Source organism: Sporosarcina sp. NPDC096371, from assembly GCF_044762865.1.
Classification (GTDB): Bacteria; Bacillota; Bacilli; order Bacillales_A; family Planococcaceae; genus Sporosarcina.
This window is the reverse complement of the sequence record NZ_JBIWFE010000003.1, coordinates 406595-422514: the sequence shown is the minus strand read 5'-3', so window position 1 is coordinate 422514 and position 15920 is coordinate 406595. Positions and strand designations below refer to the sequence as shown.

Here is a 15920-nt window from a genome sequence, read left to right as displayed (position 1 = left end):
AAATAGAATGTGCCGTTAGCACAAATTCATGCACAAGGTCTGCGTGGTAATTATATACAATTATTACAGTAGATCTTCAAATTCATCTTGCTGTTGAAGTGGTAGTTCAACCGTTATCCGATTAGACACCGCTTCTTCAATCATTGGTGCAAAATCGGAAAAGCTTTCATAGTAAGCCACTTTTTCAAGCCGTGGTTTTGTTTTTGGATTTGAAGGTGCAAAAATCGTACAGCAATCTTCATGAGGTCTAATCGAAATATCATAAGTTCCGATTTTTTGTGCAATCTCAATAATATCAAGCTTATCCGATGCAACCAGTGGACGTAAAATCGGTGTCGATGTTACGGCATTAATGGCCGTTAGACTTTCAAGTGTCTGACTCGCCACTTGTCCCAGGCTTTCTCCTGTGACAATCGCAAGTGCACCTACTTCTGCGCGAACTTGATCCGCAATTTGCAGCATAAGTCTTCGCGTTGTCGTCATCGACACATTATCCGGTACTTGATTGACAATGGTTTGCTGAATTTCAGTAAACGGAATAATATGAAGGCGTACCGCTGCACCGAAAGAACTTAACTTTTCGGCCAAATCCATCACTTTCTTTTTCGCCAATTCACTTGTAAACGGCGGACTGGCAAAGTGTATTGCATCGATCGACACACCACGTTTCATCATTAAGTAGCCAGCGACCGGACTATCAATACCACCTGACAACATAAGAATGGAATGACCATTCGAACCGACTGGCATACCACCAGCACCTTTATGTACTTTAGCTGTTAAGAACGCGCCTTCACTTCTAATTTCTACATGCAATAAAATCTCGGGTTTCTTCATTTGAACAATCAATTCCGGGAAACTTTTCAACACATGCGCAGCAATTTCTTGTTGCAGTTCACCTGTTACAAGCGGAAATGATTTATCCGTCCGTCTAATTTCAACTTTAAATGTTTTTCCCGCTGTTTCATCCGCACCAATAACATCGAGTGCTTTTTCTTTTATAGCTTCAAGCGTCGCTTCGCATTTTGCAACCGGACTGAATGACTGAATGCCAAAAATATACGGCAGCCTAGCAATCGCTTCTTCCATATCCCGTTTGTCATCCGCAAAAAGAAACATGCGGTCACGTTCTGGTTTAATCTTAACCGTTGGTAAATCGCTTAAAGCGTCTTTAATATTATTGCGTAATTTCTTTACAAAGACATTCCGATTACGACCTTTTAATGATATTTCACCATATCGGATTAATAATTCGTTCCATTTCATCAGTCATTTCCCCTTCCAAGCAGCGCCATGAACCGAGCAAACACTTGCTCAAATTCCACCACATGTTGTTCAATATTATTTTTCCCAAAACTAATCCGGATTACTCCATTTTTATACTTTTCAGCCAAACCAATAGCTTCTATTACATGTCCCGCAGTAGTACTTTTAGATGAACAAGCACTAGAAGTCGACACTGTGATTCCATTTTCTTGAAAGAAATTAATGGCCACTTCACCTTTTACCCTATAAAAAGCAATGGACACAATATGCGGTGCTGCCTGGTCAGGCGCAAGGATAACAACATCGTCATACGGCGCGATAAAATCAATAAGCCGATTTCTCCATTGTCTGAATTCCTTTTGCTCTTCATCCACCATACTAATTCGCATCGCTTTGGCAAGTGCAACTGCATCAGCGACTGCTACAGTTCCACTACGTAATCCCCGTTCTTGGCCACCACCAAAGTTTAGAGCTTGCGGTGGTATCCCTCTCCTAAATGCTAATATTCCTGATCCTTTTAAGCCATTGATTTTATGAGCTGAAATGGTAACCGCATCCGGTCCATCGCCTTTTAAGGAAACGGGCAATTTACCAAAACTCTGTACCGTATCCGAATGGAATAAAGCGCGGGAGTGTTCTTTAATAATTCGCGCACATTCTGCTATAGGCTGTATCGTTCCAATTTCATTGTTGACATGCATGATACTGACGACAATCGTCTCTGGACGTAGTTTGCTTTTCAACTCTTCAACAGAAATTAGCCCTTGTTCATCAACCGTCAAATAATCAACCACAAACCCTTGTGTTTCCAAGTATTCCATCGCATTAAGAACAGATGGATGCTCAATTTCCGTCGTAATAATATGGTTTCCCCTAGAGCGAAATGCCCGCGCGAAACCAATTACCGACAAATTATTAGCTTCCGTTCCCCCCGATGTAAATACAAGGTCACCATCCGGCGCACCCAAAATCGACAAAATCTGTTCTCTAGATTTCTCCAAAAGCGTTTCTGCCTGCTTTCCCGCAAGGTGTATCGATGCAGGATTCGCAAAAAAGCGCTTATTCACTTCAATAAAGGATGTAAGTACACCCTCATCGGGACATGTCGTCGCGCTGTTATCAAAATAAATCATTCATTCCATCCTTTCACTTGTTATGATAATAAGCGTGACAAAGCCACCTGCACTTAACGATGCTGGTGGCTATTTTCTTATCGTATCAATTACACCTCGGCGTAATTGCGTCCAAATTTTGAATTGCGCTTGAGGCCTACAGGGGGGAAGGATTGAACTGCATCCTTCCTTGTAGGTCATGCAGTCGTCGCGATTTTAGACTGCCTTCCTAAACTCCTTTCAAAATTTGTGACATCCGCCGGAGGCTTAACTTGATTCAGCGGGGGTTTGAATCCCCACTGTTTTATAGGCATTTTAGCATTCATCCCGCCACTAAAGTTAAATAGGAGACTTCTGCTGAAGTAAGTTAAGCATGTTCTTTTACTAATTCTTGAATACGCTTCATGGCACCTGGTTCAACTTCCTCAACCGCTGTGGCCGCTTCTTCTAATGCTTTTGCATAACGAAATTGTCTAAATGACTCTTCCGCATCAAGAAGTCGTGCATGCATTCCAGGATTAGAAGCGCGATATCGATTGCCGTATTGAATAATCCACTCAATCAGCATAACATTATCCAACAACTCTTCTACCTTTTCACTTACATCAGCGACAACTTTCTCGGCATTTTCTAAATAATTATCCACAAGGCTCATATTAAGTGGCACTTCCTGCAAACTTTGCGACACAATATAAATCTGTTCGTCAGCCTCTTCCAGACGCGCTTCCATTTCATCAGGAATGCCCGGTATATTCCCCTTGTGTAGTACCCTATCCGTATTTTGCAATTTTCTCGCTAACTCTTCCAGTTTAGCCCGAACATTATTTTCATCTATCCGTAAATTTTTCATTCGATTTATAAAATTATCTTGTTCTTCAGCAATTTGTTCAAGTTCTTCGGAAATCTGCTGTAATTCTTCTTTCAAACTCGAATTGGCAGATACTTGCTCTTCAATTCGAACTGCAAGGACTTCAAATCGTTTATCGATAGCAACCAACTTTTTAAGTGATTGCTGTGGAATTTGCGCTTCTCGTTCATTCAGTCGATAACTTTGCTGAACGAATGTAGCTTCGTTTGAAGTTTCTTGTGTGAGTGTAATGATTTCTGAAAGCATCGTGGCTATCCTGCCGTAATTCTCATCGACATAATGTTTTGCCGTTACTTCATGTTCCAATGCATCATAAAACGAATCGATACGATCATTAATTTCCGAAGTATGTTGTTGGACAGATTCAATTTGAAGTTCTGCCATTTTGGACAACAACTCTCCAAGCTCATCTTCAATAGCGTTTAGACGCTTCGGTAATTCAAGATGTTGCAAGTAATAGGATTGGCCTTCCATCTCTTTTGTTCCATTTCGCAGTTCGCGAAGCGAAGCAGGAATCTTATTTTGCAACTCTGTTAGTAGCGTAGGTATTTCATGAATAATCTCAAACAAACGATCCCCCTCCGCGGATAAGGAAATCACAATCTCCCTTGCAAGCAAGTAGTTTCCATTCGTTGTCAATTCATCATACTCTTCGAATTTCGGATTAAACGCTTCAAGTTCTTTCTCTAATGGATTGACCGTCATACCAAATGAGTGTTGATGGGCTAAAATTGTTTTTCGGGCAGCTCGATGCTGCTCTTTCAATTTTTCAATCTCAATTCGATTTTTCTCTTCGCTCCCAACAAGTTCATTCAATTCCTGCAGGATGTCATTCATCTTTTTTTCACAAAACCTAATTTTTTCTTGGATGTTCTTTTCCGCTGCTGTCGCTTTTCCAAAACGAAAACGATCGACTAAATCTTCCACATCGAATAACAGTGAGTCAATTTTCGGCATATGTATGTCCATCACTTCTGTCCACTCGTTCCGCCAGCGTTCGAAGTTCTCCTCGGTTTCACCTGTCATATTCAATTGCTTGATTTTTGTCATCTCTTCAATAATCGGTTTGTGCTGGATTTGCAGCTTCTCCTGCTCCAATTGACCGATTTCTTGAAGATGTTTGCGTCTAAATAAGAAGGCGATTGCTATCACTATGGTGAGTACTATAATTGGAATGATGAAGTATATCATCGTGGTCCCCCTATCCCCGAGTCACTGTACCTTTGATATTATCCTATATAGTACCACGTTTAAAGACTTTTAGTTGCGAAAATGAATGATTTATAGGGAAAAATCTGTTTCCCGCTATCTTTCATCTAAAAATATTGTTTCTGGGAGGCCTAAAATGTATACTTACAATAGCTTTTATTCTGAAAAGGGGTGCTCTAATTGTTCGCAGGAATCGATTATGCAACTGATAGCAGTACGCGGTATAAGCAACTTACAAGTCAAATGGATGCATTATTGACTGGTGAGACCAATAGATATGCAAACTTAAGTAATGCTTCCGCATTGCTCAATCTATTTTTTGACCGCATCAATTGGGTAGGCTTTTATTTAGTCGATCATGAAGAATTGGTACTGGGGCCTTTTCAAGGTCTTCCCGCTTGTATTCGTATTCCACTCGGAAGAGGTGTCTGTGGAACATCAGCAAAATCGAAGGAGTCCCTTATCGTTCCTGATGTCAATGCTTTTCCAGGACATATTGCATGCGATGCAGCTTCGCAATCTGAAATCGTGATCCCACTTATCAAGGACGGCAATCTCATCGGCGTTCTGGATATCGACAGTCCTGAACTGAATCGTTTTACCGAGGCTGATCGACTAGGTCTTGAAAACGTCGTTCAGGCTCTTGTCAAACATATATAGAAGAAAAAACAGCCTTTTTCCGGTCTTCACGACTTCCAAGGCTGTTTTTTTCTGTCTATTCCATTACTGAGAATGCCAGTTTCATATCCTCTATTAAATCCTCAGCATGTTCGAGACCGACAGAAAGCCGAAGCAGGGAATCTGTAATACCCATTTGAAGGCGCTCCTGTTCAGGGATAGCCGAATGCGTCATCGTTGCTGGGTGCTGAATCAGCGTCTCAGCATCTCCAAGACTGACTGCAATCTTGATCAAGGACAAGCTATCCATAAATAATTGCGCTTGCTCTTTTCCGCCTTTTACTGTGAATGATATGATACCGCCGCCCGCCCGCATTTGTCGCTGCGCAATAGCAAATTGTGAGCTATCACGATCAAATGGGTAATAGATCTCTTCAACTAGCTTTTGTCCTTTTAAATACGCAATCATTTTTTCTGCATTCGACGAATGCCGCTCCATTCGGACTGGCAAAGTTTTTAGTCCCCTTATTAGCAACCAAGCATCAAATGGTGACATAATGCCTCCAAAATCTTTCTGCACGGTCATTCGAATAGATTCCATCTCTTCCTTGTCATTGCCAGTCAATAGTCCACCAATGACATCCCCATGACCGTTGATATATTTTGTCGCACTATGCAGTACAAAGTCGACTCCGAAATCTAGTGGATTTTGTAAATAGGGCGATGAAAATGTATTATCAACAACCACCCGCAATCCGTAACGCTTTGCCACATTGACAGCTGCTTGAATATCAACAAGCTCCATTGTTGGATTGATGGGTGTTTCTACATATATACAAACCGTTTCTGGTTTAATAGCCCGCTCTATTTCCTCTTCATTCCACATTCGAATCAAATCATGCTTGATATTGTACTTGCGTTCCATAATACCAAGCAGTCCAAATGTGCAACCGTAAATTCCACGGGAGCATAAAATATGATCACCAGAATTCGTCAAATGCACTAACACCGCGCTAACAGCCGCCATCCCCGAGCCAAAAGCAAGCGTACCTTGCCCATTCTCTAGTGCTGTCATTCGCTCTTCTAACACACGTACCGTTGGATTACCTAATCTAGAATAAATATTGCCTTCCTCGGCGCCCGCAAATCTCTTTTCTCCTTGGCTTGCTGTTTCAAACGAAAATGTGGCTGTCTGATAAAGTGGAACTGTAAGACTACCATGATGCTCTGTATCCTCGTAACCTTCATGCACAACAAGTGTATCCTTGTGTAAATGTTGTTCCTTCATAATTATCCGCCTCCTTAAAAATTTGAAACACTCTGTCATTTAAGTTTACACGTTATGCCAAGAAAGATGAAGGGGAAAATGCTATGACATTGGCATTACATTATCAATAATCGAAACTTGACTTGGACATCTATAGTTGTTATGATAAAAATTGTGTAAAATAGTTGCAGCAGTTGTGTGTTCCAAGTTGTCCAGTCTATTCCTTTTACAAGGTGCACCACGTAACTTCCTGGCTGCGGAAGCGAAGATGCAAGATGATAGAATGGCATTTGGATTGAATACATCTGGTTCTTATTTTACAACAAAATAAAACCAAAAATAGAGGAGGAGTCATTCATGGCTCGTTATACAGGTCCAGCTTGGAAATTATCCCGTCGTCTTGGAATTTCACTTTCAGGAACAGGCAAAGAAATCGAAAAACGCCCTTACGCACCAGGACAACACGGTCCTAACCAACGTAAAAAACTTTCCGAATACGGATTGCAATTACAAGAGAAACAAAAACTTCGTTTCATGTACGGCGTAAACGAACGCCAGTTCAAAACGATGTTCATCAAAGCAGGTAAAATGCCTGGTAAACACGGTGAGAACTTCATGATCCTTCTTGAAACTCGCCTTGACAACGTTGCTTACCGTATGGGTCTTGCTCGCACACGTCGTGCAGCTCGCCAACTTGTTAACCACGGTCACCTATTGGTTGATGGTAAACGCGTTGACATCCCATCATTCAGCGTAAAACCTGGTCAAGAAATCTCTCTTCGTGAGAAATCTCAAAACCTTGACGTTGTAAATGAAGCGCTTGAAGTGAACAACTATGTTCCTGAATTCGTTACATTCAACAACGACACTAAAGTCGGTCAATTCGTTCGTATGCCTGAGCGCAGCGAACTAGCGGCTGAAATCAACGAAGCACTTATCGTTGAATTCTACAACCGTTAATAATAACGAGTTGCAAGCAGCAGAATCTAAAACCCCGGAAGTTGATTTATATCAACGTTTCTGGGGTTTTTTCTTATATCTAGAGTATGCAATTAAGAGCAACGAATTGAATTGATTTGAGGGACGTCTGAGGGACACATAAAAAGCGGACAGGCGCATGACTAAAAAACGAAAACAGCCACCCCTCTATTTAATAGAAGGTGGCTGTTTTTTCATCTGGCTTCTGTCACTTTCCTACGGACTCACTTGAAGAGGAGGTGGAATAATCCAACCTTTTTCTTTATTTAATTCCAATAGTTTACCACCAAACATCGCTCTTTCTAAATGGAACTTACCAAACATGACTGCAATATCTTTTCGTAAACACTGGCCCATAACTTGGCTACATGACACTAGTCCTTGACCGACATTAATGGAAACTGCACCACTAATTTCAGGGTCCATGAAGCGTGCACCTGCAGGAATATCACTAGCATTAGCCTTTGGACGTTCGGGCAAGCTCGGAGGCAAAGCAATACCGTTTGCTTTTAGTAACTTTCCAACTTCTTTTATTTCAGATTGCATCATCTGAATCGACTCTTTCAATAAATCAATTAAATCTTTATCTTCCGCATGATTTATAAACGCTTCATACCCACTTATCAAGCCATTATTAGCTCCGATAAATGCCCAAACTCCAATCACTTCTCCATAATGCATTGGTTCATCTTCAGGTTTTCCGCTTAATATTCCCACGTAAACACTCCTTTTGATATCATAAAATGTTTTCCATCCGTATTATGGTTAATTAGAAAATTTCTATGCATTAAACAATGTTTTGATTACAAATACGTGGTGACATGGAAGGTTTAAATAATAAGTAATATATTTTCATTGTGCAGAAAACAAAACTACGACGTTTCCATTATGGGTTGGTTGTTTTCTTGCCTGAGTACTCTCCTTATATATAAGGCGGCTGTTTCCCTGTTACTCATGTTGACAATAATTAAATTATCAGTTACATTTAAATTGTCAATCAAATGAGACTCAAGCACTGAATATCCTTTCTGGAGCTCGTCGAAAGATGTCAGTAAACGAAAGCGACCTCTCCATGGCGGGGATTGGTCGCTTTTCTCTGTTCATTTAATCCCCACAATTGAATTGATGTCGATCTTCGTAGTATCGAAGTTGGCATACAATGATAACTTGCATCCTCAATCTTTTCTCCGATTTCTTGATAATCGCACTCGGTAAGTTGTGGACTCGCTACACTTCTATTTACTTTCTTTGGTTTTGGAATTGCTGTCATTCTCATCTTCCTTTCTGTTTTAACATTTAATACACACTATCAACTTTAATAACATCTGCAACAGGAACCCGGTCGTGTCCATAAGGACTATCTACAGATATGATACCCCGAGTGTAATCAAGTTCAGATATTTTGCCGTTGTACATAATCATTTTCCCGTTTTTCCACATCGTGACCATAGCATCACTTTGTCGCTTATATGCAAGCTCTAATTCCATCTGTTTCGCTTCTAACTCCCAATCGTCTAATTGCGGACGCTCAATGTATTTATTCTTAGCTTTCCAGTCATTTATCTTTGCTACATGCTCCGGGAGCATTAATCCTCGCCATTTGATGTTGCCGCGATCTTGTAAGTTCTCTAACATCATTTAACCTCCGGATTTATGAAGCTTTTATCAAAGTACACACTGATTAATTCCTCGGTTCGGTTTCGAAGACGGACGTTTAAATAACGTCGCTCATGTTCATGTCCCCCATGAATTAATACATACTCGGTGAACATGTCATCTTTACTTTTTTTAATTAACTTCATCTTTTTATTTCTTGCATAAGTATTCGATTCTTTTAGTTCCGACTGCGCCATTTCTAACGCATTTTCAACAATATTGATATAAGGGCCTTTTAATTTGAATGGACTGAATTCAATCGTACCTCTATCTCTCTCTAAAATCTGAATAACCATCGGCAAGTAAATCATGCTCTCGAAATGATTTACTACTTCATCAAGCATAAATGGCATCAAATAACCTACCTTTCTCTTACTGTAACGGGAACAAGTGCTAAAACGTTATCCAATCGTAAAAGTTCTTTTGGATCCACGTAAGTAGCAATAAGCACGGAATGACGACTCCCCCACTTGAATGACTTTAATTCTCCGTTTACTAATCGACCCGTCTTTCGCTAAATACATCATATCCAATAAACCTCCATAACTTATCGACTTAATCAATATTATACGCACATTTGTTCCCTCCTCATTTTCAGTATGGAGAATACATGTTCTTATGTAAAGAAAAATAAAAACGCGACTGCCCAATTAAGAGTAGTTGCCTTTTGCATGTACGTAATACAGGCTAGTCTGCTTTATCGTGTGTCTGTAAGGTATTCGTTTCGGTAGAATATCCGTACATTAAAATCGATTTGTAAAAAGGATCATAATGATCCGAAATTCCTAAAGCATGACCTAACTCATGAGCAGCTGTTTTATTTTTTGAAGCGGTTAAAAATGGTAGGTCGGTTTCAACTATTATCGTTGCCGTGAGGACATCTTCAATGCCAAGCGTTACAACTATTTTGTATTTATGTATAACCATACATAAAACCCAAAGTTCCTCCCATAATAGAATTGTAAGTAATTCAACTCAAGGAACAACTATGCGTATTCTAAGTGGCAATTCTAAAGAAGAACCAATGCATTATGATGTAAGCCGATTTTCTAAAAGTATTGCAATGACAAATACAAAATAACTAACTTGTGAATTTGGAGGTAAAAAATGTGATTGTACGTCTTGGTTATGTAGCAATGAGCATGGAATTAAAAAACGCATCTCCCTCACAAACCATGACTTTTACACAATTCCAGAAAATCGGGGATCGGGAAGCCGCTATCCGCAAATTGGAGCGCATCTCCATCTCCAATTTACAGAACACACTTCGAATTTTGATGCACAATGTAGCTTCTGAGATACATTTTTATCGTTTAACTTCTCGTCTAATCCCTCTGGCTAACCATGAAGAGTTGAATGATTGGAATTATATAAAGCCAATCCAAGAACTTTTACGTGAGATTGGGGATTTCGCTAGAGGAAACAAACTTAGAATTGATTTTCATCCAGATCACTTTGTTATTATTAATTCCATTAAGAAAGAGATTTTTAAAAATTCGATTCAAACGCTTAAGATGCATTATTTATTATTAAAAGGAATGGGAATAGATCCGGTTCATCGTTGTGTCTTGCATGTGGGAGGCAATTATAAAGAAACCGAACTATCGCTTGAACGTTTTATAGATAATTGGATGGATGTTCCAAAATCAATTCAAAAAATGATAATGCTGGAAAACGACGATACATCTTTTACACTCGAGGATACTCTTTACTTATGTGAAAAGTTGGATATTCCACTTGTATTTGATTATCACCATCACCTTGCGCACCATAAGAATCCCAATTGGCAAGATCAGTGGGACCGTGTCATTCAAACATGGCGCCACTCACCTTTTCCAATTAAAATGCATATTTCCAGCCCCAAAAGCCAAAAGGCATTTCGACACCACGCTGATTATGTCGACATAGATATGTTTTTTCAATTTTTAAATGAAATTAAAGGCAGCGTTTCTCAAATTGACTGTATGATAGAAGCAAAAAGTAAGGACAATGCCCTGTTTCAATTAATGGAAGAAATTATAGTTAGGGATAATGTAAAAATAATAGATGGCTCTTCATTTCATATTAAATGAAAAGCAAAGCAAACGGAGTATTAACATTCTGTCTCAACTATTTTTAACTTATGTTCATTGTATATCAAATTCATGTTTCTTTTATATCCATCGATGCCCGTCCAAGTTGAATACTCTGCTGGAACAACAGTATATTCAATCTTTTCTATTCCTTCGCCTTTGTTTAGGGAAGAGGTTACTGTGGTTTAGCATTTGACGGGTGTTCCGCCTGTTTAGGTATTTTGTTTTCGATTAGCTTTTAGTAATAAAAAAAGACTGACCCCATTTTCACTGGAGGCAGTCTTAAATGATATAATTTATTCATCGAACATATAGAAGTTATTAGCTGTATATATCGGCCAATCCCAAAAATTAACGTGCAACCATTTACAGGCGGTAGAGTAATTGCTCTATCGCTTTTCTATGTGTGAGGGCATAATAAAAGGGCTTGCATAAATGAAATTTAATCATAAACGTAAGTCCTATTTTTATTAAACTAAACCAGCTAATAGGATGTCAATATTTTTCTCTGAAATTCTATTTAATCCTATGTTATACTATTTTGAGCATGCCAAACAGCCCTCCAAAAACCTTTTGGAAGGTTTTCTCTCTTGTGATTAAAACCGTTAATTAAGCTATATCAAGGAAAGATTCTTTTCTGTTTAATAATGCATAAATCCAATGAAGTAGTTTATTAATACAAGCTACAATCGCTACTTTGGCAGGCTTTCCTTCTGACTTTTTCTTATCGTAGAATTCTTTAAGCTTTTTGTTCCTTGAACTTCTTATTCCGCATAATACTGCTAGATACAAGGCATGACGCAATCTGCTTGAACCTCTTTTGGTAATACGGTTGGTTGTTGCGGTGAACTTTCCTGATGAGTAAACTCTGGGATCTACTCCCGCAAAGGCAACCAGTTTTTTCGGATGACTAAACCGATCGATTTCACCAATTTCGGAGATAATCGTTGCAGCGATTTTTTCTCCTATTCCAGGAATCGATTGGACAATCTTGTAGTCCTCTAGTTCATTTGCCAAGGTGACAATGCGATCCTCTAATATTGAAAGGTGTCCTTGGTACTGAAAAAGCATCTCAATATACATTTGAAGATTGACTAAGTGACTTTGATACATGACTTTTTGAAATGGATTTCGCATTGCGGAATCCATTATTTTTTTTGCCTTTTCTCTTGCCCATTGGACAGAACGGCTAGGACAGACCTCTGCTACACGCACGGCTATTTTACTTTCCCCAGCTGATAAGACGGCCTCTGAAGTCGGAAATTCCTCTAACATCAATAATGAAACCTTTGAATATAGATCACCAAAAACCTTCCGGTATTCAGGAAATACTTGATCTAAAATAGTATGACACTGAAGTTTTGCTTCTACATACATATTCGTAACTATCTCCTGTTGTCTTGAAAGATTTCGAAGATCTAAAAGCTGAAGTCCTCTGTTTTTATGAGGTTCAAAATCTTCTTTGTAATAAAGCACACACAACTGATACGCATCAATTGCGTCCGTTTTCACCTTTCTTAAACTGGACTTCTTAGCCTGATTAGAAATAATAGGGTTAAGCAAGATATATAAAACATCATGTTCCTCCATGTATTGAACAACAGGGGTATGATAATGACCCGTAGATTCTAGAATGACTATAGGCATTTGCCCTGTCATCTCTTCAATCTCTTTTAAGAATCCAATAAAGCGATGTAATTCCTCTCTGGTATGCTTTATCGAAAAGCTCTTTCCAAACGGTTTTGATTTATCTAAGAATGCCTGAACTTGGCTCTCTCCTTTTGCCACATCCAGGCCAACTACTGGATTCATTTTTATTCCTCCTCTAATTTTTACTAGCCAGTACCCCTAACCCTACTTGTAGTGTCATAGCTTCGCTTGTTATACGAGATCTACGTCCCAACCAGCCTCAAACATGTTTCTACAAGTAGGGGGTGGACAGTTTAGTTGACGGGATCACTGCCCCACGCACCCGTACGTCCTACCCTGACTACTGGTATATTAAATCCTATTAAAAAAAGGTCAACCAGTAATAACTGGTTAACCTTATAATACGATGCACCCGTTAGTTGAATAAGAAGTTCTAATTTTCGACTGTTTTTATATCGAATTTCATATGGTCTAAATCCCAAATATCTGCATTAATATTAGAAAAGACAGTTATTTCAAGCTTCTCCCCTACGTTATATCTCTCTACATTATCAACAGGTATTTCGTATACATTTCCTTCTCGTCTACCCTCATCAACCCCGCCATATTCTTTAATAACTAACATTTCTTCTTCAACAAGTATCTCCTCTACTGTACCTGTGAAAGTAAAACTTTCTTGATAATCATCAGAACAGCCAGCAAAAAATAAACAAATCAATAATATAAAACTTATTGTAATTTTATTTTTCATAATAACACCCCTTGAAAGATTAGATTCATATTACGTACTAAAGTTTCAGATCTTTGTTTAACTAACCTGCCACGTTATTTGAACAAGAACAGGCCACTCTCAACTATTGTTCGGCACTTCAAATACGAATACCTCTTTAATTCGACGAACAAAAAAAAGGCGATCACTCCGCAGTGGAATGGCTACCTTTTTTGGTTTACAAATATTTTTTTAAATGCATATTTCATTCGTAAAACGTAAAGAATATAATCACAACAGAATAGATGGCTAAGTAAGAAAGGAGACCGATATAGGAGTCGCCTTTCTTATTCTTATTTCATTAATTCGCGATTCATCCGTTCAAGCATGGACCAGACTTCTTGTCTGATAATTGCCCGACGTGGATAAGTTCCGTCTGAAATACCGCTTGCCTTTACAAAGTCTTGTGCTGATTGGAATGATTTATCGGCTCGTGCATTTTTTTCTTTGTCCTCCATAGGTGTCTCCTCCTTTTCAGGTAATACTACCTTCCGCTTCAAATTAAATGCTTTTGCGATCCCGTCAGTTTGACCGCGCGCAACCTTATCAAGAAATGTATCATCTTTCAACAATTTAGCATCACTAGGATTATCAATGAATCCCGACTCGGTTAATACCGACGCCATTTTAGACTCGCGTACCATATGCAAGTTGCCGCGCTTTTTCCCACGATTACGCCAACCGGTCACCTTAACAACCTCCGCATTAATTGCGTTTTGAGCCGCTATGGATTTCGAATTAGTCATTCTTTCATATATCCAGTCCTCGTAACCAGATCCACTTGGAGTTGCATTGATATGGACCGACAATAAGAAATCAGCATTCCAGCCTTTTGCTGCATTAGTACGCTGTGCAAGCGATAGATAAACATCCGTAGTACGGCTCAACCTCACATCTGCATTACTGTATTCTTTTTGCAAAATGTCACGAATTTTAAGCGATACTTTTAGCGTAATATCTTTTTCTTTTAAACCGAATCCGACAGCCCCAAGATCTTTACCACCGCGTCCGGGGTCTATGAAAATTTTCACCATATCATTTCAATCCTTTCCACTTCAATTCCTGTTCCTGCTTCTTCGCTTTATCCGTGACGATATATGTGTTTTCCCACACACCATAGACCAAGAGCACAAATGGTACTGCCGCAATCAACACGCCTTCAAACGCTCCAATCGATTCCGTGTTAAACCACGCAAATTCGATGTTTAATGTTGCCAAAAATAAAAGGATTGCTGATAGCAGCCCTCCGAATAATCCAATGTATTGTTTTAATTTGTCTGTATTCATTATCATTCATCTCCTAAATATTTTTGTTTGTCTGCAATTCTTTTTCGAGACCGAGCAATTTTATGCTCGATTTCATCAGCAACAACATAAAGAACTGAAACAGGTATCCACCTATCCCATCCAGCTCTGTACACGTTCGCGGTCATTTACTTCCAAACGTGAAAGCCGAACGAAAGCAACGCGAATCCGAAAACGACATTCGGTGTACTCATTAATAGATCAACGCCATGCGCCAGGGCAGGCACGATAAATAAGAAGATAGTCCGAAAACCACCATCGATGCCGTACTCACTCGCATAGCTACCGTCCTTTTTCGATGCCCTATAGCCACTTATCCAATCAAGGACAATTACTCCGGTATATAGAGACATTCCGACAGTAGTGACAATGCCCTCGCCATACAAAAAAGTGAAAACGGCTCATACGCATAATCTTTAATCATTGACCATTCCATTCTGCACCTCCATTTTTTTAATTTTTGGGTAAAGAAAAAGAACGCCACAGTGAGACGTCCTTAGTTGATATTTATTAAATTGCTTACTACCGTGTTTGTTCCAACTGCGAAATAAAAAAGCCAACAAAAAGTATGTCGACTTCAGTAATCCTTGTTCAACTAAAGCACCAGTTAGTTTAATAAGAACAGGGACGCTTCTTCAACAACTGCGCCCAATTGTTGCTATGTGTTTTCTTTTCTATGCCTGATACTTTGCACCATTCATGCTCTTTATCGTCCTCATGTATCCAAGTGCCAGCAAAAGAATGGCTGTATATATCACTACACTACACATAGTGTATAATGCAGATATTTTATTACTGATTGGTGAATAACCACTATGAGCATTGTAGTGCCATTCTGCACCGGCAAACCCCGACTGAATACTGATTAACGCAAATCCGAACAACACTAAAGCAAATATAGCCTTTTTTTGAAAGACCATTTTAACTAAGTTCTCCTTAAAAATGAAGTGAAAGGATATTTGACCTTTTTGCACTTTCGATCGCTCCTTTTTTGGAAATGGAACCAAAAAGAAAATCATTAGCGCACTATAAATCACCAACAAGACTACAAATTCAGAAATGCTCATGAAAACAATCTCCCTTATCCTTTATTTGTACCACTTTTGCCTCGAAATAACATTCATCATTATCATTCTGAAGATCATGTTCA

20 protein-coding genes are annotated in these 15920 nt (G+C 39.2%); 4 read left to right on the top strand and 16 right to left on the bottom strand.

The annotated features are described in order from the left end of the window. Positions 1–63: 63 nt before the first annotated feature. The 3 genes from thiI to ezrA form a co-directional block, all read right to left on the bottom strand. Complete coding sequence (thiI, locus tag ACIQ0H_RS10710; RefSeq protein WP_403414134.1) at positions 64–1266, bottom strand: tRNA uracil 4-sulfurtransferase ThiI; 1203 nt, start codon at positions 1264–1266, stop codon at positions 64–66. Continuing rightward, the gene (locus tag ACIQ0H_RS10705) at positions 1266–2399 is read right to left on the bottom strand and encodes a cysteine desulfurase family protein (protein ID WP_403414133.1); all 1134 of its coding nucleotides are present in this window, start codon (positions 2397–2399) and stop codon (positions 1266–1268) included. The genes thiI and ACIQ0H_RS10705 overlap by 1 nt, the downstream gene beginning before the upstream one ends. 346 nt (positions 2400–2745) lie before the next feature. Beyond that, the gene (gene ezrA, locus ACIQ0H_RS10700) at positions 2746–4437 is read right to left on the bottom strand and encodes a septation ring formation regulator EzrA (protein ID WP_403414131.1); all 1692 of its coding nucleotides are present in this window, start codon (positions 4435–4437) and stop codon (positions 2746–2748) included. A gap of 198 nt (positions 4438–4635) precedes the next feature. Here ezrA and ACIQ0H_RS10695 point away from each other — a divergent pair, with 198 nt between their 5' ends. Further along, positions 4636–5115, top strand: a complete 480-nt coding sequence (locus ACIQ0H_RS10695; protein ID WP_403414129.1) for a GAF domain-containing protein — start codon at positions 4636–4638, stop codon at positions 5113–5115. 55 nt (positions 5116–5170) lie between these two features. Here ACIQ0H_RS10695 and ACIQ0H_RS10690 read toward each other — a convergent pair whose 3' ends face one another. Continuing rightward, the gene (locus tag ACIQ0H_RS10690; RefSeq protein ID WP_403414127.1) at positions 5171–6361 is read right to left on the bottom strand and encodes a PLP-dependent transferase; all 1191 of its coding nucleotides are present in this window, start codon (positions 6359–6361) and stop codon (positions 5171–5173) included. Positions 6362–6512: 151 nt separating this feature from the next. Between ACIQ0H_RS10690 and ACIQ0H_RS10685 the strand changes: the two genes are divergently transcribed. Together ACIQ0H_RS10685 and rpsD are read left to right on the top strand one after the other, a co-directional pair. Further along, positions 6513–6671, top strand: a complete 159-nt coding sequence (locus tag ACIQ0H_RS10685) for a hypothetical protein (protein WP_403414125.1) — start codon at positions 6513–6515, stop codon at positions 6669–6671. 26 nt (positions 6672–6697) lie between these two features. Further along, positions 6698–7300, top strand: coding sequence for a 30S ribosomal protein S4 (gene rpsD / locus ACIQ0H_RS10680; RefSeq protein ID WP_403414124.1), 603 nt, complete (start codon positions 6698–6700; stop codon positions 7298–7300). A gap of 234 nt (positions 7301–7534) precedes the next feature. Here rpsD and ACIQ0H_RS10675 read toward each other — a convergent pair whose 3' ends face one another. The 6 genes from ACIQ0H_RS10675 to ACIQ0H_RS10650 form a co-directional block, all read right to left on the bottom strand. Next, positions 7535–8035: a DUF3231 family protein gene (locus ACIQ0H_RS10675; RefSeq protein WP_403414122.1), complete on the bottom strand. Its 501-nt coding sequence runs from the start codon at positions 8033–8035 to the stop codon at positions 7535–7537. A gap of 331 nt (positions 8036–8366) precedes the next feature. Beyond that, positions 8367–8588 carry a hypothetical protein gene (locus tag ACIQ0H_RS10670; RefSeq protein WP_403414120.1) on the bottom strand — a complete coding sequence of 74 codons (222 nt, stop codon included), beginning with the start codon at positions 8586–8588 and terminating at the stop codon, positions 8367–8369. A 26-nt stretch (positions 8589–8614) separates the two neighbouring features. Then, positions 8615–8953: a YolD-like family protein gene (locus ACIQ0H_RS10665; RefSeq protein ID WP_403414118.1), complete on the bottom strand. Its 339-nt coding sequence runs from the start codon at positions 8951–8953 to the stop codon at positions 8615–8617. Then, on the bottom strand, positions 8953–9327 hold the full coding sequence (locus ACIQ0H_RS10660) for a YhjD family protein (RefSeq protein ID WP_403414116.1): 375 nt from the start codon (positions 9325–9327) through the stop codon (positions 8953–8955). The genes ACIQ0H_RS10665 and ACIQ0H_RS10660 overlap by 1 nt, the downstream gene beginning before the upstream one ends. Positions 9328–9375: 48 nt before the next feature. Then, on the bottom strand, positions 9376–9549 hold the full coding sequence (locus ACIQ0H_RS10655) for a transcriptional regulator (RefSeq protein ID WP_403414114.1): 174 nt from the start codon (positions 9547–9549) through the stop codon (positions 9376–9378). 112 nt (positions 9550–9661) lie between these two features. Further along, positions 9662–9901 carry a hypothetical protein gene (locus ACIQ0H_RS10650; RefSeq protein ID WP_403414112.1) on the bottom strand — a complete coding sequence of 80 codons (240 nt, stop codon included), beginning with the start codon at positions 9899–9901 and terminating at the stop codon, positions 9662–9664. A gap of 185 nt (positions 9902–10086) precedes the next feature. Between ACIQ0H_RS10650 and uvsE the strand changes: the two genes are divergently transcribed. Then, complete coding sequence (uvsE, locus tag ACIQ0H_RS10645) at positions 10087–11046, top strand: UV DNA damage repair endonuclease UvsE (protein ID WP_403414528.1); 960 nt, start codon at positions 10087–10089, stop codon at positions 11044–11046. Between the two features lie 609 nt (positions 11047–11655). Here the strand turns inward: uvsE and ACIQ0H_RS10640 are convergent. The 6 genes from ACIQ0H_RS10640 to ACIQ0H_RS10615 all read right to left on the bottom strand — a co-directional run bounded on the left by ACIQ0H_RS10640 (position 11656) and on the right by ACIQ0H_RS10615 (position 15837). Then, positions 11656–12858: an IS110 family RNA-guided transposase gene (locus ACIQ0H_RS10640; RefSeq protein ID WP_403414110.1), complete on the bottom strand. Its 1203-nt coding sequence runs from the start codon at positions 12856–12858 to the stop codon at positions 11656–11658. A gap of 271 nt (positions 12859–13129) precedes the next feature. Next, on the bottom strand, positions 13130–13447 hold the full coding sequence (locus ACIQ0H_RS10635; RefSeq protein WP_403414108.1) for a hypothetical protein: 318 nt from the start codon (positions 13445–13447) through the stop codon (positions 13130–13132). Positions 13448–13758: 311 nt separating this feature from the next. Further along, entirely contained in the window at positions 13759–14499 is a 741-nt protein-coding gene (locus ACIQ0H_RS10630; protein ID WP_403414106.1) for an N-acetylmuramoyl-L-alanine amidase family protein, read from the bottom strand. Between the two features lies 1 nt (position 14500). Beyond that, positions 14501–14752, bottom strand: coding sequence for a phage holin (locus ACIQ0H_RS10625; protein ID WP_403414105.1), 252 nt, complete (start codon positions 14750–14752; stop codon positions 14501–14503). A gap of 146 nt (positions 14753–14898) precedes the next feature. Then, entirely contained in the window at positions 14899–15123 is a 225-nt protein-coding gene (locus ACIQ0H_RS10620) for a phage holin family protein (protein WP_403414103.1), read from the bottom strand. 321 nt (positions 15124–15444) lie between these two features. After that, positions 15445–15837 carry a hypothetical protein gene (locus tag ACIQ0H_RS10615; protein ID WP_403414101.1) on the bottom strand — a complete coding sequence of 131 codons (393 nt, stop codon included), beginning with the start codon at positions 15835–15837 and terminating at the stop codon, positions 15445–15447. Positions 15838–15920 lie beyond the last annotated feature (83 nt).